Source organism: Sphingomonas humi (genome assembly GCF_039536725.1).
Classification (GTDB): domain Bacteria; phylum Pseudomonadota; class Alphaproteobacteria; order Sphingomonadales; family Sphingomonadaceae; genus Sphingomicrobium; species Sphingomicrobium humi.
In genome coordinates this window covers 809,801-824,913 of sequence record NZ_BAAAZD010000001.1, presented here as the reverse complement: position 1 = coordinate 824,913, position 15,113 = coordinate 809,801, and the positions used below count along the sequence as shown (strand labels likewise).

At 68.8% G+C, this 15,113-nt stretch carries 13 protein-coding genes; 5 read left to right on the top strand and 8 right to left on the bottom strand.

Translation table 11 applies throughout. The annotated features are described in order from the left end of the window. The first annotated feature begins 68 nt into the window (after window positions 1-68). The 3 genes from hppD to paaD all read left to right on the top strand — a co-directional run bounded on the left by hppD (window position 69) and on the right by paaD (window position 2,954). Window positions 69-1,154 carry a 4-hydroxyphenylpyruvate dioxygenase gene (gene hppD, locus ABD729_RS04010; RefSeq protein WP_344708862.1) on the top strand — a complete coding sequence of 362 codons (1,086 nt, stop codon included), beginning with the start codon at window positions 69-71 and terminating at the stop codon, window positions 1,152-1,154. A gap of 83 nt (window positions 1,155-1,237) precedes the next feature. Further along, entirely contained in the window at window positions 1,238-2,440 is a 1,203-nt protein-coding gene (gene pcaF / locus ABD729_RS04005; RefSeq protein WP_344708861.1) for a 3-oxoadipyl-CoA thiolase, read from the top strand. A 73-nt stretch (window positions 2,441-2,513) separates the two neighbouring features. Continuing rightward, window positions 2,514-2,954 carry a 1,2-phenylacetyl-CoA epoxidase subunit PaaD gene (paaD, locus tag ABD729_RS04000; protein WP_344708860.1) on the top strand — a complete coding sequence of 147 codons (441 nt, stop codon included), beginning with the start codon at window positions 2,514-2,516 and terminating at the stop codon, window positions 2,952-2,954. A gap of 4 nt (window positions 2,955-2,958) precedes the next feature. Here paaD and ABD729_RS03995 read toward each other — a convergent pair whose 3' ends face one another. From ABD729_RS03995 to trpD, 8 genes are read right to left on the bottom strand one after another with little or no spacing between them, the layout of a single operon-like run. Then, window positions 2,959-3,870, bottom strand: a complete 912-nt coding sequence (locus ABD729_RS03995; RefSeq protein ID WP_344708859.1) for a chorismate synthase — start codon at window positions 3,868-3,870, stop codon at window positions 2,959-2,961. Further along, window positions 3,867-5,159: a 3-phosphoshikimate 1-carboxyvinyltransferase gene (aroA, locus tag ABD729_RS03990; protein WP_344708858.1), complete on the bottom strand. Its 1,293-nt coding sequence runs from the start codon at window positions 5,157-5,159 to the stop codon at window positions 3,867-3,869. Before aroA ends, ABD729_RS03995 begins: the two co-directional genes overlap by 4 nt. Further along, window positions 5,156-6,238, bottom strand: coding sequence for a 3-deoxy-7-phosphoheptulonate synthase (locus ABD729_RS03985; protein ID WP_344708857.1), 1,083 nt, complete (start codon window positions 6,236-6,238; stop codon window positions 5,156-5,158). The genes aroA and ABD729_RS03985 overlap by 4 nt, the downstream gene beginning before the upstream one ends. 8 nt (window positions 6,239-6,246) lie before the next feature. Further along, the gene (locus ABD729_RS03980; protein ID WP_344708856.1) at window positions 6,247-7,122 is read right to left on the bottom strand and encodes an SDR family NAD(P)-dependent oxidoreductase; all 876 of its coding nucleotides are present in this window, start codon (window positions 7,120-7,122) and stop codon (window positions 6,247-6,249) included. Window positions 7,123-7,137: 15 nt separating this feature from the next. Further along, the gene (trpA, locus tag ABD729_RS03975) at window positions 7,138-7,926 is read right to left on the bottom strand and encodes a tryptophan synthase subunit alpha (protein WP_344708855.1); all 789 of its coding nucleotides are present in this window, start codon (window positions 7,924-7,926) and stop codon (window positions 7,138-7,140) included. Continuing rightward, window positions 7,923-9,107, bottom strand: coding sequence for a tryptophan synthase subunit beta (trpB, locus tag ABD729_RS03970; protein WP_344708853.1), 1,185 nt, complete (start codon window positions 9,105-9,107; stop codon window positions 7,923-7,925). The genes trpA and trpB overlap by 4 nt, the downstream gene beginning before the upstream one ends. Continuing rightward, complete coding sequence (trpCF, locus tag ABD729_RS03965; protein ID WP_344708852.1) at window positions 9,104-10,444, bottom strand: bifunctional indole-3-glycerol-phosphate synthase TrpC/phosphoribosylanthranilate isomerase TrpF; 1,341 nt, start codon at window positions 10,442-10,444, stop codon at window positions 9,104-9,106. Before trpCF ends, trpB begins: the two co-directional genes overlap by 4 nt. Continuing rightward, entirely contained in the window at window positions 10,437-11,507 is a 1,071-nt protein-coding gene (gene trpD, locus ABD729_RS03960; protein WP_344708850.1) for an anthranilate phosphoribosyltransferase, read from the bottom strand. Before trpD ends, trpCF begins: the two co-directional genes overlap by 8 nt. 214 nt (window positions 11,508-11,721) lie before the next feature. Here trpD and ABD729_RS03955 point away from each other — a divergent pair, with 214 nt between their 5' ends. Beyond that, window positions 11,722-12,717 (top strand): 2-dehydropantoate 2-reductase, encoded by a 996-nt coding sequence (locus ABD729_RS03955; RefSeq protein WP_344708849.1) that lies wholly within the window; start codon window positions 11,722-11,724, stop codon window positions 12,715-12,717. Between the two features lie 56 nt (window positions 12,718-12,773). Then, window positions 12,774-15,104 (top strand): putative bifunctional diguanylate cyclase/phosphodiesterase, encoded by a 2,331-nt coding sequence (locus tag ABD729_RS03950; protein WP_344708848.1) that lies wholly within the window; start codon window positions 12,774-12,776, stop codon window positions 15,102-15,104. Window positions 15,105-15,113: the final 9 nt, after the last annotated feature.

Sequence of the window (15,113 nt, the reverse complement as noted above, 5' to 3'; positions counted from 1 at the left end):
TCCCGGCTCCTCCAGCTTGAATTGCGACCATGCCCGGCGCAAGGGACCCCTGACAAGGAGATCCCTCAATGGCTACCGCCACGCTCGAGAAGGGGCCGCTCGGCCTCGACAATCCGATGGGTACCGACGGCTTCGAGTTCGTCGAATATGCCGCGCCCGAACCGCAGCTGCTGCGCGACCTGTTCGCCAAGCTCGGCTTTCCCGCGGTGGCCAGGCACCGTACGCAGGACATCACCCTCCATCGCCAGGGCGACATCAACTTCCTGATCAACGCGCAGGACGAAAGCCACGCCGCCGACTTCTCGAAGGAGCATGGCCCGAGCGCGGTCGCCATGGCCTTCCGCGTCAAGGATGCCGCCGCCGCCCACGCCCGCGCGCTGGAACTCGGCGCCACCGACGTCACCGCCAAGGGCCTCGGCTGGCCGGCGATTGAGGGCATCGGCGGCTCGCTCCTGTACCTCATTGACCGCTACGGCGATGCCGGCGACGCCTATGCCGACAATTTCGACTATCTGCCCGGCTTCGAAGAGGCGATGCAGGCCTCGGCCAGCCACCTCACCTATCTCGACCATCTGACCCACAATGTCCGCCGCGGGCGGATGAACCATTGGGCCGAATTCTACGAGAAGCTCTTCAACTTCCGCGAGATCCGCTACTTCGACATCGAAGGAAAGGTCACCGGCCTCTTCTCCAAGGCGATGACCAGCCCCTGCGGCAAGATCCGCATTCCCCTGAACGAGAGCCAGGACGACAAGAGCCAGATCGAGGAATTCCTCCGCAAGTATAATGGCGAAGGCATCCAGCACATCGCGCTCGGCACCACCGATATCTATGGTTCGGTCGATATCCTGAAGGACCGCGGCATTCCCTTCCAGGACACGCCCGACACCTATTACGACCTGCTCGACGCCCGCGTGCCGGGCCATGGCGAGCCCATGGAAGAATTGAAGAAGCGCCGCATTCTCCTCGACGGCGCGCCGACCGAGGGCCAAGGCCTGCTGCTGCAGATCTTCACCCAGGAAGTGATCGGCCCCATCTTCTACGAGCTCATCCAGCGCAAGGGGAACGAGGGCTTCGGCGAAGGCAATTTCAAGGCCCTGTTCGAAAGCATCGAGCTCGACCAGATCCGCCGCGGCGTGATCTCGGCGGACTGACCCCTCCCCGTTAGTCCCGAGCGAAGTCGAGGGACGGCCAGCCACGTGCCTCGACTTCGCTCGGCACAAACGGAAGTGATCGAATGACCGACGCCTTCATCTGCGACTACGTCCGCACCCCGATCGGCCGCTACGGCGGCGCGCTGTCCTCGGTCCGCGCCGACGACCTCGCCGCCATCCCCGTCCGCGCGCTCAAGGATCGCAACCCGGACGTCGACTGGCAGGCGCTCGACGACATCATCCTCGGCTGCGCCAACCAGGCGGGCGAGGATAATCGCAACCTCGCGCGTATGGCCGGCCTGCTAGCCGGGCTTCCTCACGACAGCGGCGGCGTGACTCTTAACCGCCTGTGCGGATCGGGTCTCGACGCGGTCGCGATGGCCGCGCGCACCATCCGCTCTGGCGAGGGCGACCTGCTCATCGCCGGCGGCTCCGAAAGCATGAGCCGCGCGCCCTTCGTCATGGCCAAGGCGACCAGCGCCTTCGACCGCAACGCCGAGATCTACGACACCACCATCGGCTGGCGCTTCGTCAACCCGAAGATGCGTGATGCCTATGGCGACGACACCATGCCGAGCACCGCCGAAAACGTCGCCGACGAATTTGCGGTCAGCCGCGAAGACCAGGATCTGTTCGCGCTGCGCAGCCAGGAAAAGGCCGCCGCCGCGCAGGCCAGCGGGCGCCTCGCCGCCGAAATCGTCGGCGTCGACATCCCCGGCCGCAAGGGTGAGGTGTCGACGGTCGACAGGGACGAGCACCCGCGCCTGACCCCGCTCGACAAGCTCGCCGCCTTGAAGCCCATCGTCCGCAGCGACGGCACGGTCACCGCCGGCAACGCCTCGGGCGTCAACGACGGCGCCGCGGCGCTGCTGATCGCCTCGGAAGAAACCGCCCGCCGCTTCGGCCTCACCCCCAAGGCGCGGGTGCTGGGCTGCGCGGTGGCGGGCGTTCCGCCGCGGATCATGGGCATCGGCCCGGCCCCGGCGACGACCAAGCTGCTCGCCCGCCTCGGCCTGACGCTTGATCAGATGGACGTGATCGAACTGAACGAAGCCTTCGCTGCGCAGGGCCTCGCCGTCCTTCGCCAGCTCGGTCTTCCCGACGACGACCCCCGCGTGAACCCCAATGGCGGCGCCATCGCGCTCGGCCATCCCCTCGGCATGAGCGGCGCCCGTCTCGCCGGCACCGCGGCAATCCATCTCGCGCAGACCGGCGGCCGCTACGGCCTTGCCACCATGTGCATTGGCGTTGGCCAGGGCATCGCCATGGTGATCGAGCGCGTCTGACCATGTCCCGTCATTGCGAGCGGAGCGAAGCAATCCATATCGGGCCGATGGATTGCTCCACCCGCAGCTCGCAATGACGAATTCCCAGCCCCTCTGGGATGTCCTCGCCGACGTCCCCGATCCCGAGATTCCTGCCGTCTCGGTGGTCGAACTCGGCATCGTCCGCGCCGTGACGCCCGACAAGGTGACGATCACCCCGACCTATTCGGGCTGCCCCGCCACCCTTTTCATCGAACAGAGCATCCGCGCCGCGCTCGACGCCGCCGGCTACCGCGGTACCGCGATCGAGACCGTCATCAGCCCGCCGTGGACCACCGAATGGATCACGCCCGAAGGCCGCGAGAAGCTCCGCCGCTACGGTATCGCCCCGCCCGAACCCTCGGGCGAGGTGCACTGCCCGCAATGCGGATCAGCCAAGGTCGAGGAAGTCAGCCGCTTCGGCTCCACCCCGTGCAAGAGCCAGTGGCGCTGCCGCGAGTGCCTGGAACCGTTCGACCGCTTCAAATGCCACTAGGTCGTCAGCCGCACTGACCCCGATGCAGCAACTTGTGGTCGGCCAGCACCAGCGCGACCATCGCTTCGACCACCGGCGCCCCGCGGATCCCGACGCAGGGATCGTGCCGCCCGCCGATCCCGATGCTGCTGGTCGGCTTGAACGCGGCGCGGAGGTTGATCGGCTGGCCGGTCGAAATGCCGCCGTCGATCCCGCTCCTGCTCATCAGCGGCAGGCTCGCCCGCCCGCTCGCCCGGCCGGCGGCAAAGCCCTCGCCGATCTCCACGCCCTTGACCGCGTTGATCCCCATCACCGCGGCGGCAAGGTCGGCATCGAGCTTGGCATAGATTGGCGCGCCCCAACCGGCTGACGCCCCCTCGGCCACGCATTCGATCACCGCACCGAGGCTGTCCTGATCGCCCCGCGCTTCATCGAGCAGCGCTTCCCACTTCTCTGCGTCCGCCTCGCCGCCGATCTCGGCCACGCGCGCGGTCACCGTCACTTCGGGGATCACCAGTCGCGCAATTGCTCCCGCAGCCACCCGCATCGCCGTCTCCCGTGCGCTCGCGCGCCCGCCGCCGCGCGGATCGCGAAAGCCATATTTGGCGTCATAGGCTGCATCGGCATGGCCGGGCCGAGGCGCCAGCCCGGAATAATCCTTCGAACGCTGGTCGACATTCTCGATCAGCATGCCGATCGGGGTGCCGGTCGTCCGCCCCTCATGCACCCCTGACAGGATCCGCACCCGGTCGGGCTCCTGCCGCGGGGAGACATTCTTGCCCGTGCCCGGACGGCGCTGGTCGAGGAAGCCCTGCACATGCGCCTCGTCGAGGCTCAAGCCCGGCGGACAGCCGTCCACCACCACGCCGATTGCCGGCCCATGGCTTTCGCCCCACGTCGTGAAGCGGAAAAGGCGCCCGAAGCTGTTCCAGCTCATTGCTCCGCCACCTCCTCGATCCTCGCGCCAAGCGCCTTCATCGCGTCGCGGAAGGTGGGGAAACTGGTCGCGATCATCTCGGCCTCGTCGACCGTCACCGGCTGCTCGGCGGCAAGGCCCAGCACCAGGTGGCTCATCGCGATCCGGTGGTCACCCTCGGTCCGCACGCTCGCGCCGCCGCGGATCGGCCCGCCCTGAATGACCAGCGCGTCACCATCGGCCCGCGCCTCGACCCCGCAGGCGCTCAACCCCTCGGCCATCAGCGCCAGCCGGTCGCTCTCCTTATGGCGAAGCTCGTCCAGCCCCTCGATCCGCGTTTCGCCGCGCGCGCCTGCGGCCACCACCGCAAGCATCGGGATCTCGTCGACCATCGAGGGGATTTCCTCGGCCGTGAATTCAGCGCCGAACAAGGGCCCGAAGCGCACCCGCACGTCGCCGATCGTCTCCCCGCCGCGCTCGCGGATATTGGCCATAGCAAGGTCCGCGCCCATCCGCTGCAGGGCCATGACGAAGCCCGAGCGATGCGGGTTGAGGAGCACGTCCTTCACCGTCACCTCGGACCCCGGCACGATCGCCGCCGCGCCGAGTGCGAAGGCGGCGGAGGAGGGATCGCCGGCGACCTCCACCAGGCGCCCCGACAGCCGCCGCCCCGCCCCCAGCCGGGTGACCGTCCCGTCACGCTGAAACGCGACTCCGAACTCCGCCAGCATGATCTCGCTATGGTCGCGGCTCGGCACCGGTTCGGCCACTTCGACCGGCTGGTCGCTGCCCAGCCCGGCCAGCAGCACCGCCGACTTGACCTGCGCGCTGGCCGGCACGTTCACATGCGCGATGCCGCGGGTGACCGGCCCCTCGACCGTCATCGGCAAGGTATCCCCACCTTCGAACCGCACGCCCATCGCTTCGAGCGGCGCCTTGACCCGCCGCATCGGCCGCTTCGACAGCGAGGCATCGCCGGTAAAGGTCGCGCGCACGCCTTGGCCTGCCGCCGCGCCCATCAGCAGCCGCACCGCAGTGCCGCTGTTGCCGCAGTCGATCGGCGCATCGGGGGAACGCCACCGGCCGCCCAGCACCCGCCAGCGCCCGGGCCCGAAGCGCTCGACCCGAACCCCGAACGCCCGCAGCGCCTCGGCCGTGGCGAGCACATCCTCGCTTTCGAGCAGCCCGGCGACCACCGTCTCGCCTTCCGCCAGCGCGCCGAAGATTAGCGCCCGGTGCGACAGGCTCTTGTCGCCGGGAACCGGAAAGGCGCCGGTCAGCGGCCCGGTGGCGAGAGACCGCAGCTTCATGCCGCGTCACGCCGGCCAAGCGCGGCCGCGAATGCCGCGACCACCGCTTCGGCCTGCCGCGGATTGAGCCGCGGGTCGCAGGCGCTGGTCCAGCCTTCGCCTTCCAGCCCGCCGCTCACCTCGGCGACATCCTCCGGGGTCATCTCGAGATGCAGGCCGCCGGCAGGCACGCCTTCGCTGCGCGCGATGGCGGCAAAGGCTTCGGCTTCCCAAACGGCGTCGGCCAGTCGCCGGACCTTGCGCGGTCCCCCGCGGCTGGTGTTGCCGTGCAGCGGATCGCTGACCCACAGCGGCTGCCGACCCTCCTGCCGAAGCGCGCGGATCAACGGCGGCAAGGCCGCGTCGATCTTGGGCCCAATGCGGACGATAAGCGTCAGACGTCCCGGCATCCGCTCGGGATCGATAAGATCAGCAAGCCGCCGCAGTTCATCAGCGCCGATCGCACCGAGCTTCACTCCGACCGGATTGGCAAGTCCCGCCGCGAAGGCGACGTGCGCGCCGTCCAGCTGCCGCGTGCGGTCACCGATCCACAGCATGTGGCCCGATCCGCTCCACCAGCGGCCATCGTCCCACTGCCGCACCAGTGCCTGTTCGTAAGGCAGCAGCAGGGCCTCGTGGCTGGCGTACAGCCGCTTCGGCAGGCGCCCAGCCGTCGTTGCGGCATGCGCATAGGCCTGCCGCATCCGCTCGGGATCGGGCTCAAGCGCGTCGCGGCCATTGACGATCTCGCCGCGCCAGACCCGGCCCTCGACCGTTCGCGGCTTGGCGAACTGCCCGGCGATCCGCGCCAGGCGAACCGCGGGAAGCGGCAGCATCCCCGCCAGCTGGTCGAACAATCCTGCCAGCCCGGCGATATCGGGCTCTGCGAAGGTTTCGGCGCAATCGCCGCCCTGCAGCAGCAAGGCGCGCCCCGCCGCCGCTTCCGCCAGCTCGCGCCGCAGCGCGTCGACGTCGTCCAGCGAAACGATCGGTGGCGCTTGGGCCAGCGCGGCCTCCACCGCCGCAAGCGCTCCGGCATCGGCATAGGCCGGCTGCTGCGCGGCGGGCCGCGAGCGCCAGAGTGCCGGATGCCAGTTCATCGTCATGCCTAGGCGCCCAGCGCCTTGCCCAGCTCGACCTGGCCCTGTTCCAGCCCGCTGGCTGGAACCGTGGCGGTGCCAAGCTCGCCGATCTCGCCCAGGCGGTCGAGGATCACCGAAGCGGCGTCGAGGTCATCGAGGCCCTTGATAGAAATGCCCTTGGTAAGCGTAATCTGCGCCGCCTCGACGCCCTGCGCCCCGGCGCAGAGGGTGGTCCGCGTCGGCGCATTCTCGGCCACCAGTGCCAGCAGCGCCGGGCTGACATATTCCGGCCCGAGCAACTCAAGCGCCTGGGGCGGCAACAAGCCTTCGGTCATTGCCGTGCGCGCGGTGGGCGCCAGGCAGTTCACCTTGATGTTGTTCTTGGCGCCCTCGATGCTCAGCGTCTGCATGAAGCCGACCAGCGCCATCTTCGCCGCGCCGTAGTTCGACTGCCCGAAATTGCCGTACAGCCCGCTCGAGCTCGTCGTCATGACGATCCGCCCGTAATTGCGCTCCCGCATGCCGTCCCACACCGCCTTGGTGCAGATGACGCTGCCCATGAGGTGGACGTCCATCACCAGCCGGAAGTCGTCCAGCGTCATCTTGGCGAAGCTCTTGTCGCGCAGGATCCCCGCATTGTTGACCAGGATGTCGACCGCGCCTGCCTTGCCGACCATCTCGGCCACGGCCTCCTCGTTGGTGACGCTGGCACCGAACGCCGTGGCCTGTCCGCCGGCAGCGAGGATTTCCTCCATCACGGCCTGCGCCTTGTCGATGTTCTGCGGAATATCGTTGACGACGACCTTGGCCCCGGCCCGCGCCAGCAGCAGCGCGTGGGTGCGGCCAAGGCCTCCACCCGCGCCGGTGACGATGGCGGTGCGACCCTCAAGCGAAACGGCCATGGCTCTCCCTTTGCTCTAGTTCGGAAGGGCAGTAGCGCCCTTGAGGGCGCTGACAAGATTGCCGAGCTGTTCAACGTCCGCCCCGCACTTCACCAGCGCCGAGCCGGCGATGACGCCCGCCGCCCCGCTCGCCAGCGCGTCGCGGACCTGGTCCGGGGTCGAGATTCCAAACCCGAGCACCGGCGGCGGTGCGCCTGCCTCGCTGAGTCCGGCGAACAACGCATCATGGTCGAGCGCCAGCTTCTCGCTGGTGCCCGTCACCCCGGCCCGCGCCACGCAGTATGTGTAGCCGCCCGACATTGCTGCGATCCGCCCCAGTACCGGCGGCGGCGTGTTGGGCGCTGCGATCATCACCAGCTCCAGCCCGGCTGCCTTTGCCGCCGCGCTGTAGGGCGCCGCCTCGAGGCTCGGCACGTCGGCGACGAGGATCGAATCCGCGCCCGCGTCGGCCGCATCGGCCATGAACTGCTCGCGGCCACGGGCGTGCAGGATATTGGCGTAAGTGAGTATCCCGATCGGCACTGCCGGATGCCGGTCGCGCAGGCCGCGGATCAGGTCGAAGCTGTCGTCGACCCGCATCCCCGATGCCAGCGCCCGCTCCGACGCGGCCTGGATCACCGGCCCGTCGGCGACGGGATCGCTGTAGGGAATGCCGACCTCGATCATGTCGGCGCCGGCTTCGACCACGGTATCGAGCAGAACCGCGCTGGTCGCCTTGTTCGGATCGCCGAGCATCAGGAAGGCGCCGAACGCCCCTTCGCCCCGCTGCTTCAGCCGCTCGAACATCTGGGCATAGCGGCTCATAGCGCGGCCTCCGGCTTCAGCAGCTTCACCGCGCTCGCCATGTCCTTGTCCCCACGGCCCGACAGGTTGACGAGGATGATGGTGTCCTTCGTCGCCCGCTCCGCTTCCTTTATCGCAAAGGCGATCGCATGCGCGCTCTCGAAGGCGGGGATGATTCCCTCCGACTTCGACAAGGCCTGGAACGCTTCCAGCGCGTCGGTGTCGGTCACCCCGACATATTCCGCCCGCTCGCTTTCCTTCAGGAACGCATGCTCCGGCCCGACGCCCGGATAATCCAGCCCGGCCGACATCGACCAGGTGTCGGCGATCTGCCCGTCACTGTCCTGCAGCAACAGGGTCTCGGTCCCGTGGAGGATGCCCGGCGTGCCCTTGAGGATGGTGGCGCCATGCTCATGCCCGTGCAGCCCCTTGCCCGCCGCCTCGGCCCCGACCAGCCGCACGTCCTCGTCCGCGACGAAGTCGGCGAACATCCCGATCGCGTTCGACCCACCGCCGACACAGGCCGTCACCACGTCGGGCAGGCGCCCTTCGATCTCCAGCACCTGCGCCCGCGCTTCCTTGCCGATCACCCGCTGGAACTGCCGCACCATCGTCGGGAAGGGATGCGGCCCGGCCGCGGTGCCGAGCAGATAATGGGTGTCGGCAAAGGTCGCCGTCCAGTCGCGCAGCGCCTCGTTGACGGCGTCCTTGAGCGTCCGGTCGCCAGCGGTGACCGGCACCACCTTGGCCCCCATCAGCTCCATCCGGAACACGTTCAGCTGCTGCCGCGCGACATCGTCCGCACCCATGAAGATCTCGGTTTCGAGCCCGAACAAGGCGCCCGCCAGCGCGGTCGCCACGCCATGCTGGCCGGCGCCGGTCTCGGCGATCAGGCGGCGTTTGCCCATCCGCTTTGCCAGCAGCGCCTGGCCCAGCACCTGGTTGGTCTTGTGCGCGCCGCCGTGAAGCAGATCCTCGCGCTTCAGGTAGATCCGCGCCTGCGTCCCCTTGCCGAGGTTGCGGCAGCGGGTCAGCGGGGTCGGCCGCCCGGCATAGGTGGTGAGCAATTCCTCCAGCTCGGCCTTGAAGCGCGGGTCTTCCTCCGCCTCGAGGAACGCCGCCTCCAGCTGCTCGAGCGCGGGCACCAGGATCTCGGGCACGAAGCATCCCCCGAACCGGCCAAAACGTCCGTCATGCTTCATCGAAAATCTCTCCGGTCGGGAAGTCTGAGCGCGTCGAACAGCGCAATTACCTTGTCGTGATCCTTGATGCCCGGCGCGCGCTCCAGCCGCGAGCTGGCATCGAGCCCGTAGACCCCGGTCGCCTGCGCGCTCCTGGCGTTATCGGGTCCGATTCCCCCGGCCAGGAAGGCGCTTGCCTTCGCGGGGTGCGCCGCGACGGCACTCCAGTCGCACGTCTGGCCGGTCCCTCCGCCGGGCGAATCGAACAGCAGCCGGTCGCCGCCGCGATCCTCGAACCCGGCGGTCCAGATCTCGCCTGCGAAGGACTGGCGAATGACATCGACATCCGCGCGGCTTTCCGCACCGTGGAGCTGCACGGCGGCAAGGCCAGCGTCGTTGGCAAGACGCGCAACCTCGGCCGGAGGCAAATCGCGGAACACGCCGACCGGCTTCAGGCCACCGGCGCGGGCGGCGTCCGCCAGCACGCGGGCGTGTGCCGCATCGACGGCGCGGGGCGTGTCCGCCACCAGGATGATCCCGGCATGGGTCGCACCGGCCCCGGCGGCCAGCGCAACATCCTCTTCACGGGTAAGCCCGCAGACCTTGACCCGCCCGAACACCAGCGCCCGCGCGGCCTCGCCCACATCCGCCGCGGCCATCAGCGAGGAGCCGACCAGGAAGGCATCGGCATGCTGCCCGAGCCGCTCCACGTCCGACCGCGTGCCGACCCCCGATTCGCTGACCAACGTGACGCCCTCCGGCACCAGCGCCGCCAGCCGCTCGGTCACCGCCAGATCGGTCTTCAGTGTCTTGAGGTCGCGGTTGTTGATCCCGACCAGCGTGGCGCCCAGCCCGAGCGCCCGGCCGAGCTCGGCCTCGTCATGCACCTCGACCAGCACGTCCATGCCCAGCCGCTCGGCTTCGGCCATCACGCGCCGCGCCATGTCGTCGTCCAGCACCGACAGCATGCACAGGACCGCGTCCGCGCCATGCCGCCGCGCCTCGCCGACCTGCCGCACGTCCACGACGAAGTCCTTGGCCAGCAGCGGCCCGTCGAACCGCGCGCGCACCGTTTCCAGCGCCGCGAAAGAGCCCCCGAAGAACCGCTCGTCGGTCAGGCAGCTGACCCCGTCGGCGACCCCGGCATAGGCCGCGATCGCGGTCTCGACCGAGTGCGGCGAGGAATGACCCGAGGGCGAGGCGCGCTTCACTTCCATGATGAAGCGCGCGCCGGGCCGAGCCAATGCCGCGCGTAGGCTGCGCCCGGTCGGCGCGATGCCGCTCGCGTCGAAGCCCTCCAGCCGCGCCGCGACTTCCTTGCGCTTGTGCGCGATGATCTCGCCCAGGACGTCAGCCATTGGTCGCCTCGATGAACGCCTGCAGCGTCCGCCCTGCCGCTCCTTGCGCAAGGAGGTCGTTGGCCCGCGCGGCGCCCTCAGCAAAGCCCGGCGCAAGCCCCGCGGTCCACAGCAGCGCGCCCGCGTTCAGGGCCACCGCTTCGCGCTCCGCCTGGCTCGCGCCGCCTTCCAGCAGGTCGCGCAGCCGGGCGGCATTGTCGGCCGGGTCGCCCCCCTCCAGCGAAATCAGCGGCTTGCGCTCGAAGCCCGCATCTTCCGGCGTCAGGACGATCTCCTCGAGCTCACCGCCCGCCACGCGGATCGCCCGCGTCTCGGCATGCAACGCCACTTCGTCGGTCCCGGCGCCATGGACCACCAGGGCCTTTTCGACGCCAAGCGCCTGCAGCACCTGCGCGATCCGGCGCAGCATCCGCGCGTCGGCGACGCCAAGCAGCTGCACCGGGGGCCGCGCCGGGTTCACGCATGGGCCCAGCAAGTTCATCACCGTCCGGACGCTCAGCTGCCGCCGCACCACGGCCGCATGCTTCATCCCCGAATGATAGGCCGGCGCGAACAGGAAGGTGAAACCGGTCTGGTCGAGGACCGCGCGCGCCCGCGCCGGGTCGAGCTCGATCCTGGCGCCAAGCGCTTCCAGCACATCGGCCGACCCGCACTTGCTCGACACCGAACGATTGCCGTGCTTGGCGACCTTCAGGCCCGCCGCCGCCGCGACGAAGCCCGCAGCTGTAGACACGTTGATCGTGCCCGCGCCGTCACCGCCGGTCCCGCAGCAGTCGGCGAACAGCCCGTCGGGCCGCTCGAACGGCGCCGCTGCCGCCAGCAGGGCCTGGGCCGCGCCGATCATCTCCTCCGGCGTCTCCCCCTTCATCCGAAGCGCGATCAGCATGCCGCCGATCTCGCCGGGCTCCAGCCGGCCGAGCACCAGCCGCTCGAACAGATGCTGGCTGTCGTCGGCGCTCAGGTCCTCGCCCGCCAGCAGGCGCGGCAGCGGGTTGGGAACCGGGCCGGCATCGACCGGCGGCGTGGACGGAATGACGGCGGTATATTGGGCGGTGGGGGTCATGACGCGAACCTTGAAAGGACAATAAAAAACCCGCCTGGAAAGGGCGGGTCGCATCTGGAATTCAGCTGGTGGAAGGTGACAGATGGCCTACCGCCAGCGCCATCGCGCCGCCGCTTGAGTATTCCGCCAGGGATGCCAGCTCTTGGTCACGGCGCTGTCTTTCCGCGTCGCCCTCGCCTTGTCAACCGCCTGGCGGTGGCGCACCAATCCTGGCGTGCAGGGAAAGATCGTCATCGCGGGGGCCGGAAGCATCGGCTGCTTCATCGGGGGGCTGCTCAGCCTCGGCGGCGCGGACGTCGTGCTGCTCGCCCGCCCACGGATCGCCGACGAGCTTGGCCGCCACGGCCTCACCCTCACCAGCCTCGAAGGCTGGACCGAAGAACTTGCCCCAGGCGCGCTCGCGGTCGAGACCGATCCGGCCACGGCCCTGCGCGAGGCGTCCCTCGTCCTCGTCACGGTCAAGAGCGGCGCCACGGCAGAAATGGCCACGCTGATCGCCGCCCATGCACCCGCTTCCGCCGCGGTCATCAGCCTCCAGAACGGGCTCGCCAACGCCGATGTCCTGCGCGCGGCCCTGCCCGGCCGCCGGGTCCATGCCGGCATGGTCAGTTTTAACGTCCTCCACCGCGGCGAAGGGCGTTTTCACCGCGGCACCTCGGGCCCGGTGATTGTCGAGGCGGGGGCACCGCCGCTATCCGCGCCCCATCTCGACATCCTCCAGCATGCCGAAATGCGCGCGGTCCTTGCCGGCAAGCTGGTCTACAATCTCAACAATGCGCTGAACGCGCTGTCGGGCCTGACCTTGCGCGAACAGCTGGCGGATCGCCGCTGGCGCCGGATCCTCGCCGCCGCGCAGGACGAAGCGCTCCGCCTGTTCCGGGCCGAGGGGATCGAGCCGTGGAGCCTAGGCAAGGTCCCGGTGACGCGCTTTCCCGCCATCCTGCGCCTGCCCGACTTCCTGTTCCGGCTGGTCAGCCGCCGTGGGGTCAGGATCGACGCCTCGGCTCGCTCTTCGATGTGGGAGGATCTCGAACGAGGCCGCCGCACCGAGATCGATGAGCTGCAGGGCGCGGTCATCACACGGGCCGCGGCGCTCGACTTGCCCACCCCGGTGAACCGCGCCATCGCCGATGCCGTCCGGGCCGCCGAGGCCGCCGGCGCGGGAAGTCCGAAATTGCTTCCCGGCGACCTTGCGGGCCCGCTTTCTTAACTCCGTCTCAACCCAGAACAGCTAGCAACCGACTGTTCAGGAGTTTGACCGGACCGATGTACGAAGCCCCCGATCGTTACAAGCGCATGATCGCCGCTCGCCTTCCCGATGGCGAATCGGCCGGGATTGCGCGCGACAGCGGCTCCGCATCGCCGCTCAAGGATGTGCAGCTGATCGCCCGCGGCCAGCTCGCCCCCTTCTTCGCCTTCACCAATGGCGCCGCTGCCTTGCTGTTCGCCATCGCCCTGTGGGGATCGGTTCCGGCCAGCTTGCTGCTCGGCTGGGCCGGCTTCGTCGTCATGGCGAACTTCCTCGCCATGCGCTGGAGCCAGAGCCAGGCCGTCACCTGCGTCGGCCGCGCCGGCCATTCGGTGCCCGTCTGGATGATGATCGGCGATGTGGTCGTCCGCGCCATGCTGTGGCTCAGCCTTCCCGTCTATCTCTTCCCGACGCTTTCGACCCCCAACCAGATCATCGCCGGCACCCTCATCGCGGGTGTCGGGATCGCCGGACTCGGGCTCGTCGTGGTGTTCGCCTGCGCCGTCGCCTGGATGAGCGCGTTCACCGCTGGGCTCGCGGTCCCGCTGCTGTTCCTCAAGTCGACGGTCGAATTCCAGCAGCTCCTTTCGATGCTATTCGTGCTCGGCGTCGCGATCGTCGGCATCCTCACCGTCGCCCGCTGGGCCGCGGGGCAGCTGCAGACCAATGCCGACATGGGCTCACAGTCCGAAAGCGCCTCGCTCCTGCTGCAGGAATATGAACAGCGCGGTGTGGGCTGGCTGTGGCAGGTCGATGCGGAAAACCGCGTCAACTACATCTCGAGCCGTATGGGCGCCCTCATCGGCAAGCCTTCGACTCAGATCCTCGGCCATTCGATGCCGGCGCTGCTCGGCGGCCATGCCGACCTTGGCCAGGTGCTTCTCGACAAGCAGACCTTCACCAACCTCGAAATGGAGCTGCGCACCGCGCGCGGCAATCGCTGGATCTCGCTGTCGGGCGATCCGATCATCGATACCGCCGGCCGCTTTGAAGGGTTTCGCGGCGTCGGGCTCGACATCACCGACGTGCGCCACACGCAGGAACGCCTGACCCACCTCGCCAATGTCGACGTCCTGTCGGGCCTGCCCAATCGCGGCCGGGTCCGCCAGCTGCTCGGCGACGCGCTGCGTCACGCGACCGCCAGCAATGTGCCTTGCGCGATCATGTTCCTCGACCTCGACGGGTTCAAGCCGGTCAACGACACCTTCGGCCACCCCAAGGGTGACGCAGTGCTCCAGGCCGTAGCCAAGCGGCTGTGCGACGAAGTCGCGGCCGACGGCCATGTCGGGCGTCTCGGCGGCGATGAATTCGCAATTGTCGTCCCCGACGCGCAAAGCCGCCGCAAGGTCGAACAGCTCGCCGACCGGATCATCATCGCCATCGCCGAACCCTATTCGATCGACGGTACCGAAATCCGCATCGGCGTCTCGGTCGGCTGCGCCTTCGGTCCGATCGACGGCGCCACGGTCGACGATCTCATCCTCAAGGCCGACCTCGCGCTCTACCAGGCGAAGGACGCCGGCCGCGGCGTGGTGCGCTATTTCAGCTCCGAACTGCAAAGCGAGCAGGAAGACCGTGTCCGCCTCGAGGCCGACATGCGCCTCGCGCTCGAGAACCGTCAGTTCTACCTCGCCTTCCAGCCGCTGGTCAGCGCCAGGAACCAGAAGCTGGTCGGCTTCGAAGCCCTGATCCGCTGGAACCACCCGCGCCGCGGCTTTGTCCCGCCCAACGTCTTCATCCCCGTCGCCGAGGAGTGCGGTCTGATGGGTCCGCTCGGCGAATTCATCATCGAGGAAGCCTGCCGCGCCGCCGCCAGCTGGCCCGAACCGATCACTGTCGCGGTCAACGTCAGCCCCAAGCAGATCATCCTGCCCAACCTGCCCAACGTCGTCAGCCAGGCGCTCGCCCGCCACAAGCTGCCGGGCAACCGGATCGAGCTGGAAGTGACCGAAGGCGTGTTCCTCGACAGCTCCAGCCGCAGCCTCGACATCCTCAGCCGCCTGCGCGCGCTCGGCGTCGGCATCGCGCTCGACGATTTCGGGACCGGCTATTCCTCGATCGGCTATCTGAACAAGGCGGTCTTCCACAAGCTGAAGATCGACGGCAGCTTCGTGCGTGACGCCGGCACCCGTCCTGGCAACGTCGCGATCATCAAGTCGATCGTGCAGCTCGCCAAGGATTTCCGCATGTCGGTCACCGCTGAAGGCGTCGAAACCGCCGAGGATTTCGAGCGGATGCGCGAACTCGGCTGCGACACCATCCAGGGCTATCTGTTCGGTAAGCCGCTCTCCTACGACCGCGCCAACCAGCTGGTCCTCGGCCTCGACGCCCGCCGCCTGGCGAGCTAGCCGCCGCGG

What these genes read in the sequence shown, in the direction of transcription:
- ABD729_RS03995 (WP_344708859.1), bottom strand. Translation starts at nt 3,870, where the DNA reads ATGAGCTGGAACAGCTTCGGGCGCCTTTTCCGCTTCACGACGTGGGGC.
- hppD (WP_344708862.1), top strand. Translation starts at nt 69, where the DNA reads ATGGCTACCGCCACGCTCGAGAAGGGGCCGCTCGGCCTCGACAATCCG.
- ABD729_RS03985 (WP_344708857.1), bottom strand. Translation starts at nt 6,238, where the DNA reads ATGAACTGGCATCCGGCACTCTGGCGCTCGCGGCCCGCCGCGCAGCAG.
- trpCF (WP_344708852.1), bottom strand. Translation starts at nt 10,444, where the DNA reads ATGGCTGACGTCCTGGGCGAGATCATCGCGCACAAGCGCAAGGAAGTC.
- ABD729_RS03950 (WP_344708848.1), top strand. Translation starts at nt 12,774, where the DNA reads ATGTACGAAGCCCCCGATCGTTACAAGCGCATGATCGCCGCTCGCCTT.
- aroA (WP_344708858.1), bottom strand. Translation starts at nt 5,159, where the DNA reads ATGAAGCTGCGGTCTCTCGCCACCGGGCCGCTGACCGGCGCCTTTCCG.
- trpD (WP_344708850.1), bottom strand. Translation starts at nt 11,507, where the DNA reads ATGACCCCCACCGCCCAATATACCGCCGTCATTCCGTCCACGCCGCCG.
- ABD729_RS03980 (WP_344708856.1), bottom strand. Translation starts at nt 7,122, where the DNA reads ATGGCCGTTTCGCTTGAGGGTCGCACCGCCATCGTCACCGGCGCGGGT.
- pcaF (WP_344708861.1), top strand. Translation starts at nt 1,238, where the DNA reads ATGACCGACGCCTTCATCTGCGACTACGTCCGCACCCCGATCGGCCGC.
- trpB (WP_344708853.1), bottom strand. Translation starts at nt 9,107, where the DNA reads ATGAAGCATGACGGACGTTTTGGCCGGTTCGGGGGATGCTTCGTGCCC.
- paaD (WP_344708860.1), top strand. Translation starts at nt 2,514, where the DNA reads ATGACGAATTCCCAGCCCCTCTGGGATGTCCTCGCCGACGTCCCCGAT.
- trpA (WP_344708855.1), bottom strand. Translation starts at nt 7,926, where the DNA reads ATGAGCCGCTATGCCCAGATGTTCGAGCGGCTGAAGCAGCGGGGCGAA.